We start from the raw sequence: 19118 nt of genomic DNA on the forward strand, positions 1-19118 counted from the left end.
CAATCCAGGAACCACTTGTAGCGTAGGCCTGAGATCCGTTGCATCATTGGAAAGCAGACGTTCGGGGCCAACAAAGTAGGTGTGATTGTCCGCCACGATCAAGTTGAACGTTTCGACCGGTTCGGCAACCGGTTCAATCGATTCGATCTTGCTAGCGCCCGTGGCATGATGCAACATCATGCCCGCTTCGAGTTCTTTGGTTCGCAGCCACCCTTGACCGGCAACCCACCAATAGTGGCCAAGTGTCGCTTGGATCTCACCGCCCGCGGTTGCAAAACGTATGGTTTTGGCCGGAGGCCGCTTCGTCGTCTGCAGCACTGGTTTCAATGCCAACTCCCCGGTTTCCACATCTTGCGACAACACCAAATCCCCCGTGCGAATCGACTCCACGGACTTTGGCCCGCACTCGGTTTGCACCTGAGTGCCCGCGATTAGGCATTCGCAAGTTCGAAACGCCACCATCCGCGAGAACTGCAACGAGTAAACTGTATTCCTACGATCCTGGTCGTACCTGACTTCATACCGCTTGTTCTCCGCGCCGTAATCCATCGCTTCGTTGTAGCCATCCCACCAATCCCACCATGCGACAGCGTTTCGTTCAACGTTCTCACCCGAAACAGCTTCAAGCACATCGTAAATTCGCGTTTCATCACGCACTCTTGCTCGATTCTTTTCATCCGTTTCACTACGCATCTGCTCGGATTGACGCTGGATATCTCGTTGCAAAACTTGGCTGGCGACCTCGTTTTTCCCGACATTCAGATCAACAATCGAGATCCAAGCGTTGGTTCGCGACGCGTTGGCTTGAGAGCGTTGGTCGGTGATGAGCATTCGCGTATTCGCTTGAACCACATTATCAACAATGGAAACTTGCTCGACATCCTGTAGCTCACGAGATTTCACAATCCGAAGCACTTTCTCGCCATTGGGTCGTGTGAAGACCTGATGCCGCAGCAAAAGTTCACCCGAGAGCGACTCAAGCAAGCTCGGAACATAAAACGCCATCCGATATTCCTTGAGTCCGGCAATCGCTGCCTGGCCGCTTTTTGACGCTGGATCCTTGACTGCGATTTCCGTCAAAGCGTTACATGCTTCCCGGCTGCGTCCATTTTTGATCGCTTCGACAAACGGAATTGCCAAGTCGTCGGGAAGCTGAAGCGCGGCGAGCTTTAATGCATAGACTGCCGAGGGATCTTCGAGTTGCCGCAACGCTTCAAGTGTCTTCAGCTTGCCTTTTGCATCGGAACCCGCAATCGAAGCTGCCCACTGTTTCACTTTGGGCAGCCAGACCTTGGCTTGCTTTGCCAATTCCTTCGATTGCCGTTTTGCTTCACGAATCTCGTCTTTTGACAACCATTGTCCATTGACGAGTTCCAGCCCCAGCTTCGCTCTCGCAACTCGATCGTCAGGATTCAGTGCGACCACGCCTTGCCAATGCGCCCGCGTCTGAGGGTCCAACTGGTTTGCTTCCGCCCAACGCGCCAAGCGGCGATGTGCCTCGATATCAAGCTCCCCTTCACCGCGCTGCTCCACGTATTGCTTTAAACGAGGTGTCAACCGCTCGGCACTCAGTTGATCAAGCCCCACCCACTGCCCATCGACAAAGACCTGCCCCGCATGCCAGCGGGCTGAATCAGGCTTATTCGACGACTCAACGAGGGTCGACCGATCCGTCAATTCTCCCCTCGCCTCGGCTTCCAATGCCGCCTTCACCGGATCACTCGAAGATTCGAGTTCGGCTGCCCGAGCAGGATTGAAGAGAAAAACGCCGCAAACTAGCAATCCAAAACGCAACGCAAATTGTTTGACGCTGGCGCAACGTATCGTTACCGTAACCATAGCGAGATGCCTCTATTCCGACAAAAGTGACATGGGGAGCCAATTGATGGCAAAAATCGACCTTTACCCAATCATAAGGGACTGCACCCGAGGCGGCAATCGATTTTCCGTTTGCTTCCGAATCGAATTAATTGTCTTGCTGGTCATGTGTGCCGTTGCTTCCCCCAAAACTAGCCACGCTGAGCCGCCCGTGGAGGAAAATGCCAAACTCGCAGCAGTGAAGACGATCCACCGCGAATTTGAACAATACCAGCAACATAAACCATTGCTTTTTCAGGAGCTAAAACGCATTCAATCCACCCTGAAAGAAACTGAACGTGATATGCAATCAGTTCGTGAGGAGGCATTAAAGAAGCAAATTAGTTTGATCCTATTACAGCATGAAGAGAACAGAAGACTGGAAGAACTGCAAAATGCGATTACGAACCTCCAGGAGGAGCAAAACCCACTCGCACCTAACTTCGGCGCTGTGACAATTGGAAACCGTGAACAGCTAATGCTAATGAATCTCCAATTCACACTGAACGACCAAGTCATGTCTGTTGCAGCTCTCTCTCAACTCGATGCCGCGTCTCGGCTCGTCATTCAGCGTCGACTGAAGGCTTTCCAGGACGGTGCAAAGTGGCAACAAGACGTCATCCACTGGCAACAACAGGGGCCCATGTTTTTTGAACGCTATTGGCGTTTCACCGACCCCAGTCGCATCTGGACTCGCAGCGAATGCGAGTCCCTGCTCTCCACGTTCCAAACCGATGCAATCGATGACTATCCGGCCATCATCGCCGAGGCACTGCTGCAAGAGCGAGTCGGATATCATGACGAGGCATTGAAAAAGCTAAACCTTGTCATTCAAGCAAACACGCCGTTGCATTTCACTGCAATCGCCGCCCGCAGTACCGTCTATACATCGTTGGGCGAAACTCGAAAAGCAAAGATGGACATGTTAACGGCCTACAAATCGGAACGAGCAAACCCTTACATCCGCTTTCTGAGAGCACGACAACTTGCGGCCGACGAAGACCTCAGCAACGCGGAGAACGATTTAGCGGGTCTACTGAACACGCCCGAGCTGGAATTGGACGCTCGACGTTTATTGGCCGTGATCTATTCCTTACGCGCTCAGAAAATTCCACGCCTCGCCGCCAAAGCCAAAGAACAAGCGATGCTAGTCAGCGAATTCAGCGACAAATCGGATTGGTTTGCTCAATTACTAATGGCAATGGCCTCGAGCGTTTCGGATGAACCGAACTTTGCCGCACTCTATGCCGACAAATCTGCCTTGCTCGCCAGCGACGAACAAAAAACTTTCGCGGAATCCATCGCAGCTCAAATCAGCAGCAACGCTCCGCTGCAATGGAATTTCCACCGTCGTTGATCGCAGCACGACCAAGCGGCGGCTCTCATAAATCATTGCTCGCAGCGCGTGCCGCCCGCTCAGTATCAACGTCGCTACTACGGCGTCCCAGCTAGCTTGGCCGGCGAGCAAGCCCCCCAAAAAAACAACCAAAGTCACTCCGTTCGCTTGCCCCTCAAATACATTACATGTAAAGTGAAAGCAATATTCCTGTTTGTTCCTAAGGTAGCGACATGGCCTTCCGAAATCTGAGCGATGAACTTAAGAAGAAGCACCCGTTCAAGTCGGTCGAGCAGGAAGCGATGCTAAGCATTATGCGGACCAGCGACTTACTGGAAAATCGTGCTGCCCGGCTACTTCGCAACTACCAATTAACCCCCTCGCAATACAATGCGATGCGAATCATGCGAGGCGAAGGGAAACCGATGCCGTGCTTGGAAGTTGCCGACCGAATGATTCAGGTCGCTCCCGCGATTACCCGAGTGGTCGATCAATTAGTGGCGCGAGGTTTGATTAGCAAAACGCAATCCAGCGAAGATCGCCGGGTCTTTTTGGTTCATCTGACGGATGCTGGGAGAGCTCTGTTGCGAAAAATCGACGCCCCAATCGATCGTTTGCATCAAACGCTGCTGGGGCATGTTTCCCAACGTGATCTGAAATCGTTGATTGCAACTCTCGCTGATGCTCGCAACGGAATCCAAGACTAAAAAAATTTTATCACAAACACATAGTTTACATGTAAGGCTTTTGACTTATGGCGGTACTCCCTTTCAGACAGAGCCAATTGCCCTCTTTTTCACCATGGAAAAAGCGATGAACGCGTCCCGAAGAAACATGCTATCAATGACGGCAGCCGGATTGATCCAAATTGCTGCCAAACCTGCTGTCACGCTCGGGGATGAACCGCTGAGCACCGATTGGTTGGTTCGCCAAGCGGCCGAGCGAGGGCACACCGATCTGGGTTGGCTAAAAAGTTTCCACTCGTTCTCGTTCGGTGGCTACTACGATCAACGACACATGGGATTTCGCAGTCTGCGGGTCATCAACGACGACAAAATCGCGGCGGGGCGAGGGTTCCCAACGCACCCGCACCACGACATGGAGATTATCTCTTACGTGCTCAGCGGATCGCTGCAGCACAAAGACAGTACGGGCAAAGGAGCCATCATCACACCGGACGACATTCAGATGATGTCCGCCGGAACGGGGATCACGCACAGCGAGTACAACCCGTCTTCAACCGAGGCGAATCACTTCCTGCAAATCTGGATCCAGCCTGCGATGCGAGGCGTGCAGCCGCGGTACAGCGATAATAAGGTCACCGACGACCAGAAAACGAACCAGTGGAACTTGATCGCCGGGCCCGATGGTTCGCACGCGGCAGTGGGGATTTACCAAGACGCCAAAATCTTCGCCAGCAAATTGCAGGCGAACGAAAGTCTCGACTACACGCTTGAGCGAAATCGACATGCTTGGCTACAAGTCGCCACAGGCGAGGTGACCGTCAATGGGACCACACTTCAATCCGGTGACGCGGTGGCATCGAGCCGAGCGACATCGCTTCACGTCACGGCGAACCAATCGAGTGACGTGCTTCTGTTTGATTTGAGTTGAGATCACGACCGTACCACCACTTCGCCAGCGAACCTAACTCGCTGGCAACTTAGTCGACTTCGAAAAACCAACGTTCACACTTTCCACCCCTGCAGAGCAAACCATGTCCAAACTGCTTTACATCGAATCGTCTCCCCGCAAAGCACGCTCGAAATCGATTCGAGTTGCCAATGCTTTTCTTGACGCCTACAAATCGGCCAACCCCGATGATGAAATCCTGACGATCGACCTCTGGAAAAAGAAGCTTCCCGAATTCGACGGTGACACAATCGACGCGAAATACCAAGTACTACATGGCCAAGGGCATGATGCGAGTCAGGCCAAAGCATGGCAAAGCGTCGTCGACGTGATTGACGAGTTCAAATCGGCCGACAAGTATTTAATCAGTCTTCCGATGTGGAATTTTGGAATCCCCTACAAGTTGAAACACTATATCGATGTGATCGCTCAGCCAGGCCAGACGTTTAGTTTTTCGCCCGAGACCGGCTATAGCGGATTGGTCACTGGCAAACCTGTTGCGGTTGTCTACGCTCGTGGCGGCGCTTATGGCAGCGAGCAAACCCAGGGGATGGATTTTCAGAAGACGTACCTAGAGTTGATACTGGGATTTGTCGGATTTACGCATATCCAATCGGTGGTGGTCGAGCCCACTCTCGCGGGGCCTGACGATGTTGCCGCAACCGAAACCGCTGCGGTCCAGGTGGCCACGGAAATTGCTTCTACTTTCTGACTCGCTGTTCCACAACTAGCGCTGAACGACGATCAGCGCAGACACTTTTCCCTGGTCCCTTCACTCACTTAGGATCTTTCGAATGTTTCTTGCGTCCCCAAAACAAATTTCCGTCGGATTACTTGTCCTGCGTGTCGCGTTCGGCCTATTCATGCTCGTGCATGGGATCCAGAAAGTGATGGGATTCAGCGCGATGTCCGACGCCTTTCCCGATCCGATCGGAATGGGCAGCCAGCTCAGTTTGATCATGGCGATTGGTGCCGAGGTCGGCTGCTCGCTGCTGTTGATCTTGGGCTTGGGCACACGTTTGGCATTGTTGCCGTTGGCCTTCACGATGGTGATCGCGCTGTTCGTGGTGCATGGTGACGATCCATGGAAAGTCAAAGAATTGGCCGCCATCTATCTAACCACCTACGCTGCATTGTTCATCACCGGCCCAGGCGAATGGTCGCTCGACCATAAATTTTGGGGTGGTAGCACAGCGAAGTAGCACCATAAAGAAGCAAAGTGAAGTCATCGCGAAATGACATGGGTCGGCGACATCGCACTCGCAACGGCGTTTGGGTTAAACCCCACGCCGTTGCGAGTGGAGTTTATCGCCGAGCGGTGCCGCGAGCGTTAACCCAAAGTAAACGACGGCGGGCGTTAACCACTGATCAGCTTTAGCAGATCGCCGATCGTGCGATGGGCTTCTAGCGGATGACGGAGCGACTCGTCGGTCAACACTTGATAGTGATTCTTGCGGCCCACCTTCTCTCGGCGAAGGAACCCCTCGTCTTCGAGATCTTGGATGATCCGCTGGACTCCTCGCTCGGTGATACCGACTCGCAAGGCGACCTCGCGTAACACCATATCGGGGTGACTGTACAGCACGATCAGCACGTGGGCGTGATTGGTCAAAAAGTTCCAGCGACTGGTTTCACCGCTTGCTGATAACGGGCGTGATGGTTTGGCCGTCTTGCTCATTTCGAAAAGTCGTTGCCGGAGCGATAAGTCACGAGATGGGGATGCCGACCAGTATATCGCCAGATAGACGAAAGTAAATTCACGAAAACGTTTTCGCTAGTTATCCCGCCGTTTCGCGATCCCCCCCGTGTTTTCCCCCGATTTCCGCGTGAAGATCTTGCAAGCAAAAGGCGAATATCAATTGACGACAAATTTGTCGCGTAATAAACTTCGTGTGACCTGAATGGCCCACAAATAACGTCAATTTACTACGGCTCTGTGAAGCTTGGCCTCGTTACCGCGGTTGACTCTTTCGACCCCATCACGTTTATGCACGAACCCGACTCGAGCCTCGTTTTGCAAAATTCTGTTACGCCGCAAACGCTTGCGCTCAGCGAAGAGACTTTGTTCCGAGTTCTGACGCACATCGGGTTGGCGATTGGCGTGCCGATCCAGCGGTCCGACGTGCAGGCCAGCGGCGACCATGCGGACACCCAGCCTGGCGATCCGTTAGCCCGTCTGTTGGCAAGCGCGAAGCATGCTGAGCTGATCTTGAGTGAGACAAAATTTTCAACGCCTCAGGAGCTGTTCGGCTTTGTCCAGGAACACTTTCCAATCCTGATCGTGCACAGCGATGGTCGATTTGATGTGCTCGAAACGGTTTCTGGAAGCACCATTCAAGGATGTGAAGTTAGCGATCTTCCCGCGACGCCTGTTTCGACTCGGTCGCGGGGCTACAGCAAGTCGCAGCTTCGCAAATGGCTTCAATCGGATACTCCGCCGCGTTGTTTTGCGTGTCGAAAAGAGTTGCCATGCGTATCGATCTCGGCGGCTCGTACCGCACGCGATTCATTCACGTCGGATTTGCATCCCCACGATCACCATCCCACGCCGCTCCGCCGCTTTCTTGGTTTGTTGTACCTCGATCGCCGCGACATCTTCACCGTTGGATTGTTCGCATTCATAGCAGGGGTTCTCGCGTTAGCGACGCCGTTGGCCGTGGAATCGTTGGTCAATGTCGTCAGCTGGGGCACCTACTTGCAGCCGCTGATTGTGTTGGGGGTGATGTTGTTGACGTGTCTCGGCATCGCCGGGGTGCTGAAGGTCTTGCAAGCCATCGCGGTGGAATTGATCCAACGGCGTCAGTTCGTTCGCATTGTCAGCGACTTGGCGCACCGGTTTCCGCGAGTCAACCAGACGTCGTTAGTCGGCGAGTTTCCTCGCGAGCTTGCTAATCGCGTCTTCGACATCATGACGATCCAAAAAGCAACCGCGGTGCTGCTGATGGACGGCGTGACGATTGTGTTGACGACGGTGCTCGGGTTGTTCTTGCTGGCGTTTTACCATCCGTTCTTGCTTGGTTTTGACATCGTGCTGGTGATCTCGATGATTTCGATCACATGGATACTCGGCCGCGGTGGGATTGAAACGTCGATTGACGAATCGAAAACGAAATACCGGGTGGCTCATTGGTTGCAAGATGTGATCGCTTCGCCATCGGTATTTAAGTTGGGCGGAGGCGAAACGTTGGCCGTGCAACGCGCGAACCAATTGACGGCTCAGTACGTCGCCGCGCGGCAGCTTCAATTTCGCGTGGTGATTCGGCAAGTCGTTTTTGCCATCTCACTGCACGCCATTGCGTCGACCGTTCTGCTTGCGTTGGGCGGATGGTTGGTGATTGACGGACAACTAACACTTGGCCAATTGGTGGCAAGTGAATTGGTGGTGACGGTGGTCGTTGGGGCTTTTGCTAAAGCCGGTAAGTCGATCGAAAAGTTCTACGACTTGATGGCGGGTATTGATAAGGTAGGCCACTTGATCGATTTACCAGTGGATGTCCGGCAAGAGCCGGCGGTATTGCCCAGTGGGCCTGCAGAGATTCAGTGGAGCGATCTTGTCCTGGATGGAGGATTATCCAAATCGAAGGTGCCCGCGGCCACGATCGATGCCGGCAGCCGAGTGGCGATTGTCGGTGACGATACCAATGGTCGATCGTTGTTGGCGCGGGCGCTGGCCGGAATCACAACCCCAATCGAAGGCACCGCTCAAGTCGCCGGTCACGACCCCGTTCATGCAGCCGCCACCGGCGAAGGTCGGTTCTTAGCCTACGCCGGCGCGAATGACTTGTTTCATGGAACGCTACGTGAGAATCTGGACTTGGCTCGCAGCGGCATGACCGCGCACCGGCTCCGCGACGCACTCAAGAGCGTCGGGTTGTTGGACCTTGTACTGCAGATGCCCAATGGATTGCAGTCGCGACTGCAAACCCACGGCTATCCGCTAAGCGATATCGAATCGCGACAATTGGTGTTGGCGCGAGCGATATTGATGCAGCCCAAATTGTTGATTGTCGATGGGTTGCTAGACGACTTGTCAAGCGAAGATCGTCAAACCATTTGGCAGACGCTTGCCGCAGACAACGCTCCGTGGACCCTTGTTGTTACGACCAATCGCCAGGACGTTGCGGAGTTGTGTGAAATCGAAATTGCCGTTCGCAAAGCGGCGTAACCCGTGCCAATCCAGATTGACGTTTTACCGCCCTTACCGCTGATGCAATCATGTTAAGCGAATTTTCAAATCAAGAAGACTTCTCGACCATGCAAATGGTGCGAACCGGGAACTTCATCCGGCGGTGCGGTCGCGTCACCTTTGTTGCACTCGTCATCGCCGTGGTCGCCTTGTTGTTTGTGCCATGGCGACAGACCGCGCGTGGCATCGGAACCGTCGTCGCGCTGGATCCGCAAGAACGACCACAGCCGGTGATGAGCCCGTCCAAAGGGGTGGTCAGTTACGTCAAAGAGGGGCTGCGTGAAGGAAGCTACGTGCAAAAGGGCGAATTGCTGCTGCGGCTCACTCCCTTTGCGGCCGAAGGAGTTTCCCAGCTGGAATCGCAAATCTTTGCTGCCGAGTCCAAAAAGGCATCTGCAACCTCAGGTCTCGAGGTCGCCCAGCAGGCCGCAGCACTGCAGGAAAGTAGCGGCAAGAACTTGGCTCAATCGCTGAAGCAAGATTACCTCGCAGCGAAACAAAAATGGGAGCAAGCCAAAGACGAAGTCACTTCGCTCCAAGCCGAACTGTCGGACAAACGCAACCAATTGAGGATCGCCGAAGAGGTTGCGACCCGTGGTTTGGTTTCGAAAGAAGAATTGTTCTCCAAACGCCAAGCGGTTGAGTCGCAACTTGCCAAACTGAATAAAGCCGAGAACGCCGTTCATGAACAATCGGCAGTCCTGCTTTCCAAAGAAGAAGAAATCGAAGCCAAACTGCAAGAGATCGATATCAAGAATCGAGACGCCAGCCAGAAAGTGCTCGAGCAGATGCAGAAGATCAATGTGATCGAAAAAGAAATCCTCGAGCTGAGAAACAAACGAGGCGAGCTGGATCGGTTAGAGGTGACGGCCCCCCGCAGTGGCTATATCCAGCAGTGGTACGGCGTGACCGGCAGCGACACGATCAAGGAAGGCGACCAATTGTTTGTGATCGTTCCGGAGACCGATAATTTGGCGGTCGAGATGAAAGTCAGCGGCAACGACATGCCGCTGTTGAAAGTCGGTGATCGGGTGCGATTGCAATTCGAGGGCTGGCCCGCGGTACAGTTTGTTGGCTGGCCTTCGGTCGCCGTCGGCACGTTTGGTGGCAAAATCAACCGGGTTTTCCCCACCGATGACGGATTTGGAAATTTTCGCGTGGTTGTGACGCCTGACAATCACTTTCCGCGGGAGGATGGTTGGCCGGATGACCGATACTTACGTCAAGGAGTACGCACCAATGGATGGGTGCTGCTGAAACAAGTTCCACTCGGCTACGAAATATGGCGTCAACTCAACGGATTTCCCCCGGTCGTCGCGACCAACGAACCGAACGCGCCAAAGGACAAGGCGCAGAAAGTGAAACTACCCAAACTTTGACCTTTGCCGCTGTCTCGGTGGCCCGCCGATTGCGAAATGCTTGCAAGAAAGCTGGTACAGTACGTCTTGGTGTATCGCGCCATGGTGCATCGTGTGCTGGATCCCTCACTCGCAGCGGCACAACATCGGTTTTAGCTAGCATACTGCTGCTCCATTTCGCCTTGGCTACTAGCGTCAGCGCCCAGGTTGTCCAGCTTGCCCCCGAGCACTCGTTCGCTCAGTTTTTGATGTTGGTGGAAGACGACATCGAGCAAATCGACGCATCGAACGACGAATCGCTTGCCGATGGACAACGCCAGAGCAACACGGCTTCCGCATCCCCCGAAATTTCGCTGGACGCGGCTGGATCGAATCAGGCGGCTAGTTCACTCGACGCGGCGAGACAGGGCCTGGCGACAACCGGCGACCCGACCTTAACGTTGGCGGATGTCTTCGCCAGTTTGTACCGATCGTATCCTGATATCCAGCGAGCGCGACAAGAGCCAACGATTGCCAGCGGCCAGCTCATGTCTGCCTACGGCGAGTACGACACCAAGTTTCGTGCCGAGTCGATTTCGGAGCCAACCGGGTTCTACGAAAACTATCGCAACGGCCTTGGCCTTGCTCGGCAAACATGGTGGGGAGGGTACGTTTCGGCGGGCTATCGCATCGGCCGCGGTTTTTATCAACCTTGGTACAAGGAGCGCCAAACCGACGACGCGGGCGAGTTCAAGCTGGCGTATGTGCAACCTCTGCTGCAAGGGCGTGCGATTGACCCCGAGCGTGTAGCCGTGTTCCAAGCCACGCTTGCGCAACAAGCCGCAGGTCCGATCATCCAGCAAACGATCCTGGATATATCGCGGGATGCCGCTGCGGTCTATTGGGACTGGGTTGCGATGGGCAGCATCCTACAAGCACAACGCGAGCTGCTTTCGCTTGCTGAACGCCGCGGCGAGCAATTCGACGTGGGGGTAAAAGCAGGCAAGTTCGCCGAAATCGACTTGATTTTGAATCAACAACTGATTGCCGAACGAAAAGCAAAAGTTTTAGAGACCGAACAGAAGTTCCGTGCAACCTCATTCAAACTTGCACTCTATCTTCGTGATGCCGCCGGTCAACCGATGGTCCCCAGCGACGCTTGGTTGCCCCAAAAATTCCCGATCATTCAGCCGCCACCCGCGAGCGACTTTCAAGCCGATTTGGCCGCGGCACTGAGCCGGCGTCCCGAACCGCAGCTGCTGCAGTTCGAAATGCGAAGCGTCCAACTTGATCGTCGCTTGGCGCACAACGAATTGCTACCGAGATTTGATTTCATCAGCGAGGCGTCGCAAGACATGGGGGAACCTGCCACCAAGTCCGATGACAAGGGCGAATTTGAATTGGTCATTGGCTTTACCAGCGAGGTGCCAATCCAACGACGCAAAGCACGCGGCAAGATCCAGCAGACTAACGGCAAAATCGTTCAGATCAACGAGAAGCTACGGTTGACTCAAGACAAGATTGCCAACGAGTTGCAGATCGCGCATAACGCACTGCAACTTTCGTCGCAGATTGTCGAACAAACCGAGGTCTCGCTTCGCACCGCACTCGAAACGCTCGACCGTTATCGATTCGCGTTTGAGAAAGGGAAAATCGATCTGATCTATCTGAATCTGCTTGAGAGCAAAGCGAATGAGACCGAGATCAAACTGGTCGAGGCTCAGCGGAATTGGTTTGCTGCGCTGGCCCAGATGCAGATCGCACTCGGCTTGGATCCGCTAGACCAAGCGATGGTGGTTTCATCGCTTCCCGAAAGCGACATGCCCGGCCCTGGACACCTTCCCGAGCCCGAACTTCCTCAACCCGACGTGATGGAACGCGACTGGCAACGGCACTCGGGTTCGCCCCCAGCCGACGCAACGAATCAGTAGCGACGTGCCCTCCCCAAAAAGCGAGCCAGGATTGTGATCCGAATTGACCGAAACCAGATGGATCGTGGCCTTTCTCCGGCGGCGTCATTTCCCAGACGCTTGATAGGTCCCAGCCACTTGAAAAGTCGCCGCTAGCGACGTTTGTGGGTTGTTTGCGACCGATTGATAACGACTCTCAATAACGGGTCGATTGCGATTTAAAAGCATCTTTGTGATTCAATTCGCAACAAGCGGATTGACGCTTGTCACTCGCGGATGACGCCGATAGAGTCCAAATAGAAGCCTCGGCCTTGGCGCTTTTTGCAGCCAGCACGCTTCTCGCCCCCTTACAATTAACACGGAACACGTTTTGCACGTCTCCCGTTGATTCAACGACACTCTTCACTAGGAAACACGATCATGTCCAACGACGCCGTAATCACCCAGCTCAACGAAATTCTCAAGCACGAATGGACGGGAGTCGCCCAGTACTCGCAAGCCTCGTTCATCATCGAAGGCCCATGGCGTGAGGTCTATTCGTCCAAGTTTGAAGAGGATGCTGAAGAGTCGTTCAATCACGCCAAGTTGATCGGAAACAAGATCGTCGCACTGGGTGGCGTCCCGGTCGCTCAGCGAAACGAGATCAAACAAACACGCGACCTACGCGAAATGCTCGAAAATGCATTGGCGTTCGAGTCCAAGGCCGTTGAAATGTACGAAAAGGCATTGGAATTGGCCGAAGGAACCCGGTCGCTCGTCGTCTTCCTCGAGGACATCCTACTGCAAGAGCAAGAAGGGGTGGACGAATACTCGAAACTGCTCCGCGAAAGCGCTGCCGCCGACGCCCAATTGTCGGCTCGCAAGTCCGGTTAACCGGATCGCGTAACGCTCAGGCCTTTCACTATCGACTTCGGAACGAAGTGCGTGGATTTTGTAGCGGTGCGGCGCGAGCCGCCCGATCGAAATCGAACGTTTTTCTCGCTGCAACCGGACGGCTCGCGCCGTGCCGCTAACCAAATGATGGCAAAAAGGTTACGCCGTTTTCGTTGCCGCGGCGAAGGATAGAATCGACTGACCGCTTTCTTCGCGGTCGGTCGGCTGGATGTCTTGCAGCGTTTGGCTGCAAACGCGAGCCAACGGCAGCCCCAAAACGTTCTTCAGCCCGCTGAACTCCGATCGCGTCAGTTCCAGCGATTGTTGAGTGAACCAGCCCACATTGGACGAAAACGTTTCTGTCCTCAGCTCAAATGGCTTGGCGTGTCGCTCACGAAGCACCAACAACACACGATGTCCGTCGGAAGAATTGACGACGCCGAGAATTTGTTCGGTAAGGGGCATTTGGCTCTCAAGTGGTGGAACGGCCGGAATTGGTCGATGGCCCAGTGCTCCACTATTCTGCATCAAATCGCCCCCCCGTCAATGCGTTATTGAGAATCACTTGCAATAGAGGACACTTTTTGCCCCCCCCAATTGACAGTAAATGACGCTCAGCCGAGGACGATGCATTCCCCCTCGCCTAAGGTGAGCTCGGCTTCGTAGATAGCGTTCCGCCCGGCAATTCGCCGCAGGCCTGCAGGGCGAGGATCGCAAAGGCGCTGCCCGCATTGGAGATGAGATTGCCGCACTCATTGACCGGAGATCGAGTAAACCACATGCCGTTTTCTCGCTGATTCGCTTTCAGCCACGCGATACCGCGTTGCAGCCGCTCGTCGTCCGCCGATAGTCCGAGTTCGCGTGCGATGACGATCACGAGTCCCGTTCCATAACCGTCGCTGGTCTCGGTCTGCAGCGGTCGGTCGTCGGACCGGACCAGGTCTTTCCAGTCAGTGAGAAGTCCCGCGGTTGACCAACCGCCATCATCAAGTTGCAGGGCGAGAAGTTCTGCGAGTGTTTCGTCTCGATCCGATTCGCTGGCGATGCCGTCGACTCGGACCGAACCCCACGCAAGCATCGCGCGGTGATGCAGCGATTTTGGCGGATTGTCATCCAAATACTTGCGAAGCTTTTCTAGCCCTGCCCGCGATTGCGGAGTATCGGAGTAGCCATCCGGGGCAATGCCAACAGCCAACGCAGCGAGGGTGACGCCGTAGTGATCGTCAATCTCTAGCGGCGCGTAATCACAGTCGGGCCAATTCCATCCGCCATCACTTCGCTGCGTCGTCCACATCATGTCGAGCGTTTCTCGCGCGACATCGCTCAGTTTACCGGTGGTTTGCAAGTCATTCCAAGTCAGCCCCGTCGCAACAACGATCGTCCAGAAGCCTTGACCCTCCGAAGGCATCCGCTGCTGCCAACGCACCCGGCGATAGTCTTCGTAAAAACGGCGGACTTCGCCCGAGTCCGGCAACACCGACTTCAGTGCGGGGCGTGCAGCTAAGTAGAACAGATTGGTATGGCAGGTGGCACACTTTTTCGTCTTCTGCCAATTCAGTGCGGAACGATCCAAGTACTGCGCCGCTCTTATCGGCGAATACTCTTTCGAGATTGGTTCGTTCGCCGAGATCACGGGCAAGCCTTCGTCAACGTCCTCCAAGGTGATTGGTGGCTCCGCACTAACGGAATTGCTAATCCACAACGTGCCAATCATCAGCAATGCAGCGACTCGCTTCGATAGGATCAGTCTCATCGCGGCAGTTTCCTTTGTGAGGGTGGGAGTCATCCAGTGTAACGTTTTCTCACCCGGCGAGTGGACCACTCACTCGTCAAGCAGCTCGGCGATTTTCTCGGTGGGACGACCGATGGCCGCTTTTTTACCATGCACGACGATTGGCCGTTCGATCAGTTTCGGGTGTTCCGCCAAAGTGGCGAGCCACTCTGTGTCGGACAACGTTTTCCCGGCGAGCTGCAGTTCGCCAAAAAGCTTTTCTTTCTTGCGAACGAGTTGTTCTGGTTTGATCCCAAGCATCTTGACGATTTGACCAAGCTCTTTCTCACTCGGAGGATCATCCAAATATTTGACGACGTCAAATTTGACCCCACGCGATTCAAGCAACTCGACCGCTTGACGAGATTTGGTACACCGAGGGTTGTGATAGATCGTGGTCATGGATGGATTGAAAGATTGAGGTTTGTAAACGCTTCGTCTGTTGTAAAGCGGCGAAGGACCGCCGGAAGAATAACGGACGGCGGCTTCCGTAGTGGACGAGGCAACGAGTTCTTTTTGGCTCAGTGAAGCTGCAGGACTCGTAGGCTCGTCCACTACCGCCCGCCATTTTTTGTTCCGAACGTCCTAAGTGAGGTGCCTGATTGTACTCGTAACACGAATCGTTTGCAGGGCACGAGTGGATGGTGGGAACTGGATGGTGGGAACGGCTCGGCATTGACCAACCATTTTGCTCGGATGAATGGTACAGATGGTGCAGTGCCGAAAACGGAACCTCTGCAACTCAGCACGTCTCTGCGGCGGAAATCCACTCGCTACTCTCGCGGTGCGAAAGGCGACAATAGCGACTAATTTGGTCTAAGCCGCGGTGCGGAGATGGGGATCTCGTTTCGAAGCAACTTGCCCGCCTCGCCCACCAGTCGCAAATAGTAGTCGCTCGGTAAACCCTCGTAACTGAGGAACTGAACGTCGTCGCCGACCGGCGGCTGATCGGTACATTTGAAGATCGCGGTTCCTTCATCGACTTCGTCAAACATGGCCACGTAAATCATCTCGCACCCCATTTGCTTAGCCGCCACAATTTGGCTCCAAAGGAATTCGCCTTTTCGTCGCGGGATCGATGCCAAAGGATCGCCCTTGAGGTTATGCCAACTGAAACCAGGAAACACGACTGGCAAGAAATCTTGGTTGTGTTGTTGACACCACGCCATGTCTTTTGTCCAGACGTTTTCTGCGTGCCGCTTTGCTTCCGATGGCGATCGGTAGCGTCCGACACTCCAAGGGCTAACAATATCGGCGAGCTGGATAATTTCGAGCAAGCGTGCGTCGTCAACCGCGTCTCTTTCAAGCGTTCGCCAGAATGACGGCACCCCAATCATGACCGTGCATCCTTGGCTCTTGAACCAACGAATCAATTGATGGCAGTCTTCCAAACTGTATTGCCGATTGTCATTGAATCCAATTCCCCAGATCGAGACGACTGGCTTGCCTTCGTGTTGGAGATAAGCTTCATCATCGGTGATATGTTGGTTCGACTGAATCTCGCGCCAATCTTGTTGCACCACCTTGGTATCGTCCGCGCGGAGTCCAGATAGATCGTACATTACTGCGAAGGCACGGCCCGAGCGTTGGGCTCCTTCGCGAACATGCTCCAAAACGCGGTCCATGTGCGCTCGTTGTGATCGGTTTTTTAGTCCGGAAGCGAACCGTTGCAAAAAAACACCATCGATGCCGTACTGCTGCATCCAATCAAAGTGCCGCAGCACCGTCTGCCGATTCGTGCTACTAAAGACCTCGGCCGTACTGCCGTCGGCGTGACGAAACCCGGTCGCATATCGCTCGTCCGCATCGTACTCGGTCATATCCGGCCATAGGTCGACGGTGACATTTCCAGCAGCCGGCAACTGTTGGCGATTTCTCGCCCAATGGGTCCATCCAAGGTTCGCACCGTCGCCTTCGCAATTGAACCAGCCCTGATAGCCGCACATCACTTTGCCCCTCAGAGTCGAGCGATCGACGGTGTGTTCCGGGGGAGCATCGGCGAGGACGATGGCGGGAAGGCATATCAATAACAGCGTTGCAGTGATTTTTCTCATGCTAGACAAACATGCGTCAACGGCAAGGATTCAATAGGGTGGACAAGGTGATAGATGAGAGGACAATTCTCATCAAGCTCTGGCGTCAGCACAACACGGACGAAATCAAGCTTAGCGAAGCGGTTCGATATCATCGTTCGCGTTTCGAGCGATTGTGTCCGCTGCGGACGCACTGTTCCAAACTCGCTCGCAGCCGGTCGACGATTTCAGGGTGCTGGGCATACACGTTGAGCTGTTCCGCCGGATCGCGGCGAAGGTTATACAGCTGGCCTGTCACACCGTCCTGTTTCGGTTGGACTAGCGTCGGTTTCGAAAAACCTCCCGATCCCAAACCGGTGATCAGTTTCCAGTCACCTTCGCGAATCGTCATCATCGACGCGGCGCTGCCGGCCTGCATCACCAATTGAGTCCGCGCTTGGGTCGCGTTACGTTTTTCGCCCGTCAACGCTCGCAAAAAGCTGATGCTGTCGCTTCCCGCCGCTGCGGGAAGCGTTACGTTTAGCACGTCGGCAAAGGTTGCTAAAAAGTCAGTAAAGCAAACAAGCTGCTCACTTGTGCTGCCGGCTTTGACGCGGGCGGGCCAGCGGACAATCAGCGGCATCCGATGTCCCGCTTCCCACGCATCCGATTTCATCCCGCGAAATCCGCCCGCGGAATCGTGTCCGAATCGATCGACGTCTGCGTCATACCAGGTTGGCCCGTTGTCAGATGTAAAAACTAGCAGCGTATCGTCATCCATGCCCGAATCGTGAAGCGTTGCCAAGACTCGGCCGATCTGTGCATCCACCATCATCAAAAAGTCACCATACATCCCAGCGTCACTCTTGCCGGCGAACTCTTTTGACGGAAGCCACGGTGTGTGCGGCGCCGGGTAGGCCAAGTACAGCATCAAGGGTCGTTTCGCACTCGCATTTGCGGCGGTTTTATCAGCGGCATGATCCGCAATCACTTGCCTCGCCTCGTCCGTAAACCGCTCTAACACATCGTGCAATTGCAAATCGGCAGCAATTCCACCGGCTCGCCAGAACGCCCCTTGAATCGGAGACCAACCATCGCTGTGATTGGCATCGATATGCTGCGTCGGAGGCTCGACCGCTCGGTCGTTACGGATGTAAAAGTAGGGCGGAATATCGGTTGACGCACGAATTCCAAAAAATTCGTCAAACCCACGGTCCACAGGACCGCCTCGCAGCGGTTTGTCATACCCTTCTTCGTTGAACCCCAAATGCCATTTGCCCACCATCGCGGTGCGATAGCCAGCGGATTGAGCCAGTGAAGCGATCGTCACTTGATCCTGTTGGATCAAGGGTTTGCGGGGCCATACGCTCACATCAATACGAAACGGGTATTGCCCCGTCATCAAACCGTAACGGGACATGTGACACAGCGGTCCCGGTGCATGAGCGTCGGTAAAACGCATGCCGTCACGAGCGATCCGATCGATGTTGGGCGTTGGGATTTTCGAGTTTGAATTGAAGCAGCCTGGGTCACCGTAGCCCATGTCATCGACAAGAATCACGATGATATTTGGTTTCGAGACGCGTTGGACTTTCAAAGCCGCATCGAGTGCCGCAATCGTCGGCGGCGACGGTTTGACGCTGCCCGGTCGTTGGCCGGCGGCGATTTCATGAGGCGTCCAGCCACGTTTGTTTTCCTTATTCCAAATCGCCGGATCGGCTCCGACTTCCGCCAACACCGCGACAGTGCTGGGAAACGTCCTCAGCGCTGCACCATGCATCGCGGTTTCGCCTTTGCGATCGACGACGTTGGGATCGAGCCCCAACTCCGCCAACTTGCGGATCGCCAAGTTGACTTCTTCGGGGGTCCCCGGTTCTTCCCCCACCGCGATCACGCCCACTCCTGCGGCGGCCATCAATGCGGTCGTCCCATCGGCGTTCATGATGGAGGGGTCAGCACCGAGTTCAAGCAGCAGTTCCATCAAGGGAAGATCGGCGCCCCGCGACGCCAGAAAAAACGGCGTCGCCCCTTTAGGATTCAGCCGGGCGCCTCGGGGTGTTCCGTTTTTCAGCTGCAAATTGACATCGGCGCCAGCGGCAACCATCGCTCGCACGAAATCGAGTGTATTGAGCGATCCGGTGATTCGCGGCGCTGGATCACCTGCGGGATCGTCGCCCAGTTCGGTTCGGCGCACCCAGGTGATC

Annotated in this window: 16 protein-coding genes; 9 read left to right on the forward strand and 7 right to left on the reverse strand. The window is 54.7% G+C overall.

Annotated features, from left to right (window positions below):
* On the reverse strand, window positions 1-1713 hold a 1713-nt coding region (locus tag ABX962_RS09010), incomplete at its 3' end, for a polymorphic toxin-type HINT domain-containing protein (RefSeq protein ID WP_372718630.1).
* Between the two features lie 661 nt (window positions 1714-2374).
* Here ABX962_RS09010 and ABX962_RS09015 point away from each other — a divergent pair.
* From ABX962_RS09015 to ABX962_RS09035, 5 genes are all read left to right on the forward strand, one after another.
* Window positions 2375-3214, forward strand: coding sequence for a hypothetical protein (locus ABX962_RS09015; protein WP_372718632.1), 840 nt, complete (start codon window positions 2375-2377; stop codon window positions 3212-3214).
* A gap of 212 nt (window positions 3215-3426) precedes the next feature.
* Window positions 3427-3900, forward strand: coding sequence for a MarR family winged helix-turn-helix transcriptional regulator (locus ABX962_RS09020; RefSeq protein WP_372718634.1), 474 nt, complete (start codon window positions 3427-3429; stop codon window positions 3898-3900).
* 106 nt (window positions 3901-4006) lie between these two features.
* Window positions 4007-4807: a pirin family protein gene (locus tag ABX962_RS09025; protein WP_372718635.1), complete on the forward strand. Its 801-nt coding sequence runs from the start codon at window positions 4007-4009 to the stop codon at window positions 4805-4807.
* A 103-nt stretch (window positions 4808-4910) separates the two neighbouring features.
* Window positions 4911-5537, forward strand: a complete 627-nt coding sequence (locus tag ABX962_RS09030) for an FMN-dependent NADH-azoreductase (RefSeq protein WP_372718637.1) — start codon at window positions 4911-4913, stop codon at window positions 5535-5537.
* Between the two features lie 82 nt (window positions 5538-5619).
* Window positions 5620-6027, forward strand: a complete 408-nt coding sequence (locus tag ABX962_RS09035) for a DoxX family protein (RefSeq protein ID WP_372718639.1) — start codon at window positions 5620-5622, stop codon at window positions 6025-6027.
* A 155-nt stretch (window positions 6028-6182) separates the two neighbouring features.
* Here the strand turns inward: ABX962_RS09035 and ABX962_RS09040 are convergent, their stop codons facing one another.
* Window positions 6183-6503, reverse strand: a complete 321-nt coding sequence (locus tag ABX962_RS09040) for a helix-turn-helix transcriptional regulator (RefSeq protein ID WP_372718640.1) — start codon at window positions 6501-6503, stop codon at window positions 6183-6185.
* 336 nt (window positions 6504-6839) lie between these two features.
* Between ABX962_RS09040 and ABX962_RS09045 the strand changes: the two genes are divergently transcribed.
* From ABX962_RS09045 to ABX962_RS09060, 4 genes are all read left to right on the forward strand, one after another.
* Entirely contained in the window at window positions 6840-8990 is a 2151-nt protein-coding gene (locus ABX962_RS09045; RefSeq protein WP_372718642.1) for an ATP-binding cassette domain-containing protein, read from the forward strand.
* Between the two features lie 50 nt (window positions 8991-9040).
* A complete protein-coding gene (locus tag ABX962_RS09050) occupies window positions 9041-10390 on the forward strand; it encodes an HlyD family secretion protein (protein ID WP_372718644.1) in 1350 nt (449 codons plus the stop codon).
* Window positions 10391-10551: 161 nt separating this feature from the next.
* The gene (locus tag ABX962_RS09055) at window positions 10552-12279 is read left to right on the forward strand and encodes a TolC family protein (protein WP_372718646.1); all 1728 of its coding nucleotides are present in this window, start codon (window positions 10552-10554) and stop codon (window positions 12277-12279) included.
* 399 nt (window positions 12280-12678) lie between these two features.
* Entirely contained in the window at window positions 12679-13131 is a 453-nt protein-coding gene (locus ABX962_RS09060) for a ferritin-like domain-containing protein (protein ID WP_345684590.1), read from the forward strand.
* Window positions 13132-13290: 159 nt separating this feature from the next.
* On the opposite strand, the gene ABX962_RS09065 is transcribed toward ABX962_RS09060, so the two are convergent.
* The 5 genes from ABX962_RS09065 to ABX962_RS09085 form a co-directional block, all read right to left on the reverse strand.
* Window positions 13291-13596 carry a hypothetical protein gene (locus tag ABX962_RS09065; protein WP_345684589.1) on the reverse strand — a complete coding sequence of 102 codons (306 nt, stop codon included), beginning with the start codon at window positions 13594-13596 and terminating at the stop codon, window positions 13291-13293.
* A gap of 178 nt (window positions 13597-13774) precedes the next feature.
* Window positions 13775-14884: a squalene--hopene cyclase gene (locus ABX962_RS09070; protein WP_372718648.1), complete on the reverse strand. Its 1110-nt coding sequence runs from the start codon at window positions 14882-14884 to the stop codon at window positions 13775-13777.
* A 69-nt stretch (window positions 14885-14953) separates the two neighbouring features.
* Complete coding sequence (arsC, locus tag ABX962_RS09075) at window positions 14954-15304, reverse strand: arsenate reductase (glutaredoxin) (RefSeq protein ID WP_372718649.1); 351 nt, start codon at window positions 15302-15304, stop codon at window positions 14954-14956.
* A gap of 404 nt (window positions 15305-15708) precedes the next feature.
* Complete coding sequence (locus ABX962_RS09080; protein WP_372718651.1) at window positions 15709-16956, reverse strand: glycoside hydrolase family 71/99-like protein; 1248 nt, start codon at window positions 16954-16956, stop codon at window positions 15709-15711.
* Window positions 16957-17086: 130 nt separating this feature from the next.
* The coding region (locus ABX962_RS09085) for a sulfatase-like hydrolase/transferase (RefSeq protein ID WP_372718653.1) at window positions 17087-19118 on the reverse strand (2032 nt) is incomplete at its 5' end.

It is taken from the genome of Novipirellula sp. (assembly GCF_041583735.1).
Taxonomy (GTDB): Bacteria; Planctomycetota; Planctomycetia; order Pirellulales; family Pirellulaceae; genus Novipirellula.

Bases quoted from the DNA above. Each gene is read 5' to 3' on its own strand.
- ABX962_RS09015 (WP_372718632.1), top strand. From the start codon at position 2,375: ATGTCTGTTGCAGCTCTCTCTCAACTCGATGCCGCGTCTCGGCTCGTC.
- ABX962_RS09020 (WP_372718634.1), top strand. From the start codon at position 3,427: ATGGCCTTCCGAAATCTGAGCGATGAACTTAAGAAGAAGCACCCGTTC.
- ABX962_RS09025 (WP_372718635.1), top strand. From the start codon at position 4,007: ATGAACGCGTCCCGAAGAAACATGCTATCAATGACGGCAGCCGGATTG.
- ABX962_RS09030 (WP_372718637.1), top strand. From the start codon at position 4,911: ATGTCCAAACTGCTTTACATCGAATCGTCTCCCCGCAAAGCACGCTCG.
- ABX962_RS09035 (WP_372718639.1), top strand. From the start codon at position 5,620: ATGTTTCTTGCGTCCCCAAAACAAATTTCCGTCGGATTACTTGTCCTG.
- ABX962_RS09040 (WP_372718640.1), bottom strand. From the start codon at position 6,503: ATGAGCAAGACGGCCAAACCATCACGCCCGTTATCAGCAAGCGGTGAA.
- ABX962_RS09050 (WP_372718644.1), top strand. From the start codon at position 9,041: ATGTTAAGCGAATTTTCAAATCAAGAAGACTTCTCGACCATGCAAATG.
- ABX962_RS09060 (WP_345684590.1), top strand. From the start codon at position 12,679: ATGTCCAACGACGCCGTAATCACCCAGCTCAACGAAATTCTCAAGCAC.
- ABX962_RS09065 (WP_345684589.1), bottom strand. From the start codon at position 13,596: ATGCCCCTTACCGAACAAATTCTCGGCGTCGTCAATTCTTCCGACGGA.
- ABX962_RS09070 (WP_372718648.1), bottom strand. From the start codon at position 14,884: ATGAGACTGATCCTATCGAAGCGAGTCGCTGCATTGCTGATGATTGGC.
- arsC (WP_372718649.1), bottom strand. From the start codon at position 15,304: ATGACCACGATCTATCACAACCCTCGGTGTACCAAATCTCGTCAAGCG.
- ABX962_RS09080 (WP_372718651.1), bottom strand. From the start codon at position 16,956: ATGAGAAAAATCACTGCAACGCTGTTATTGATATGCCTTCCCGCCATC.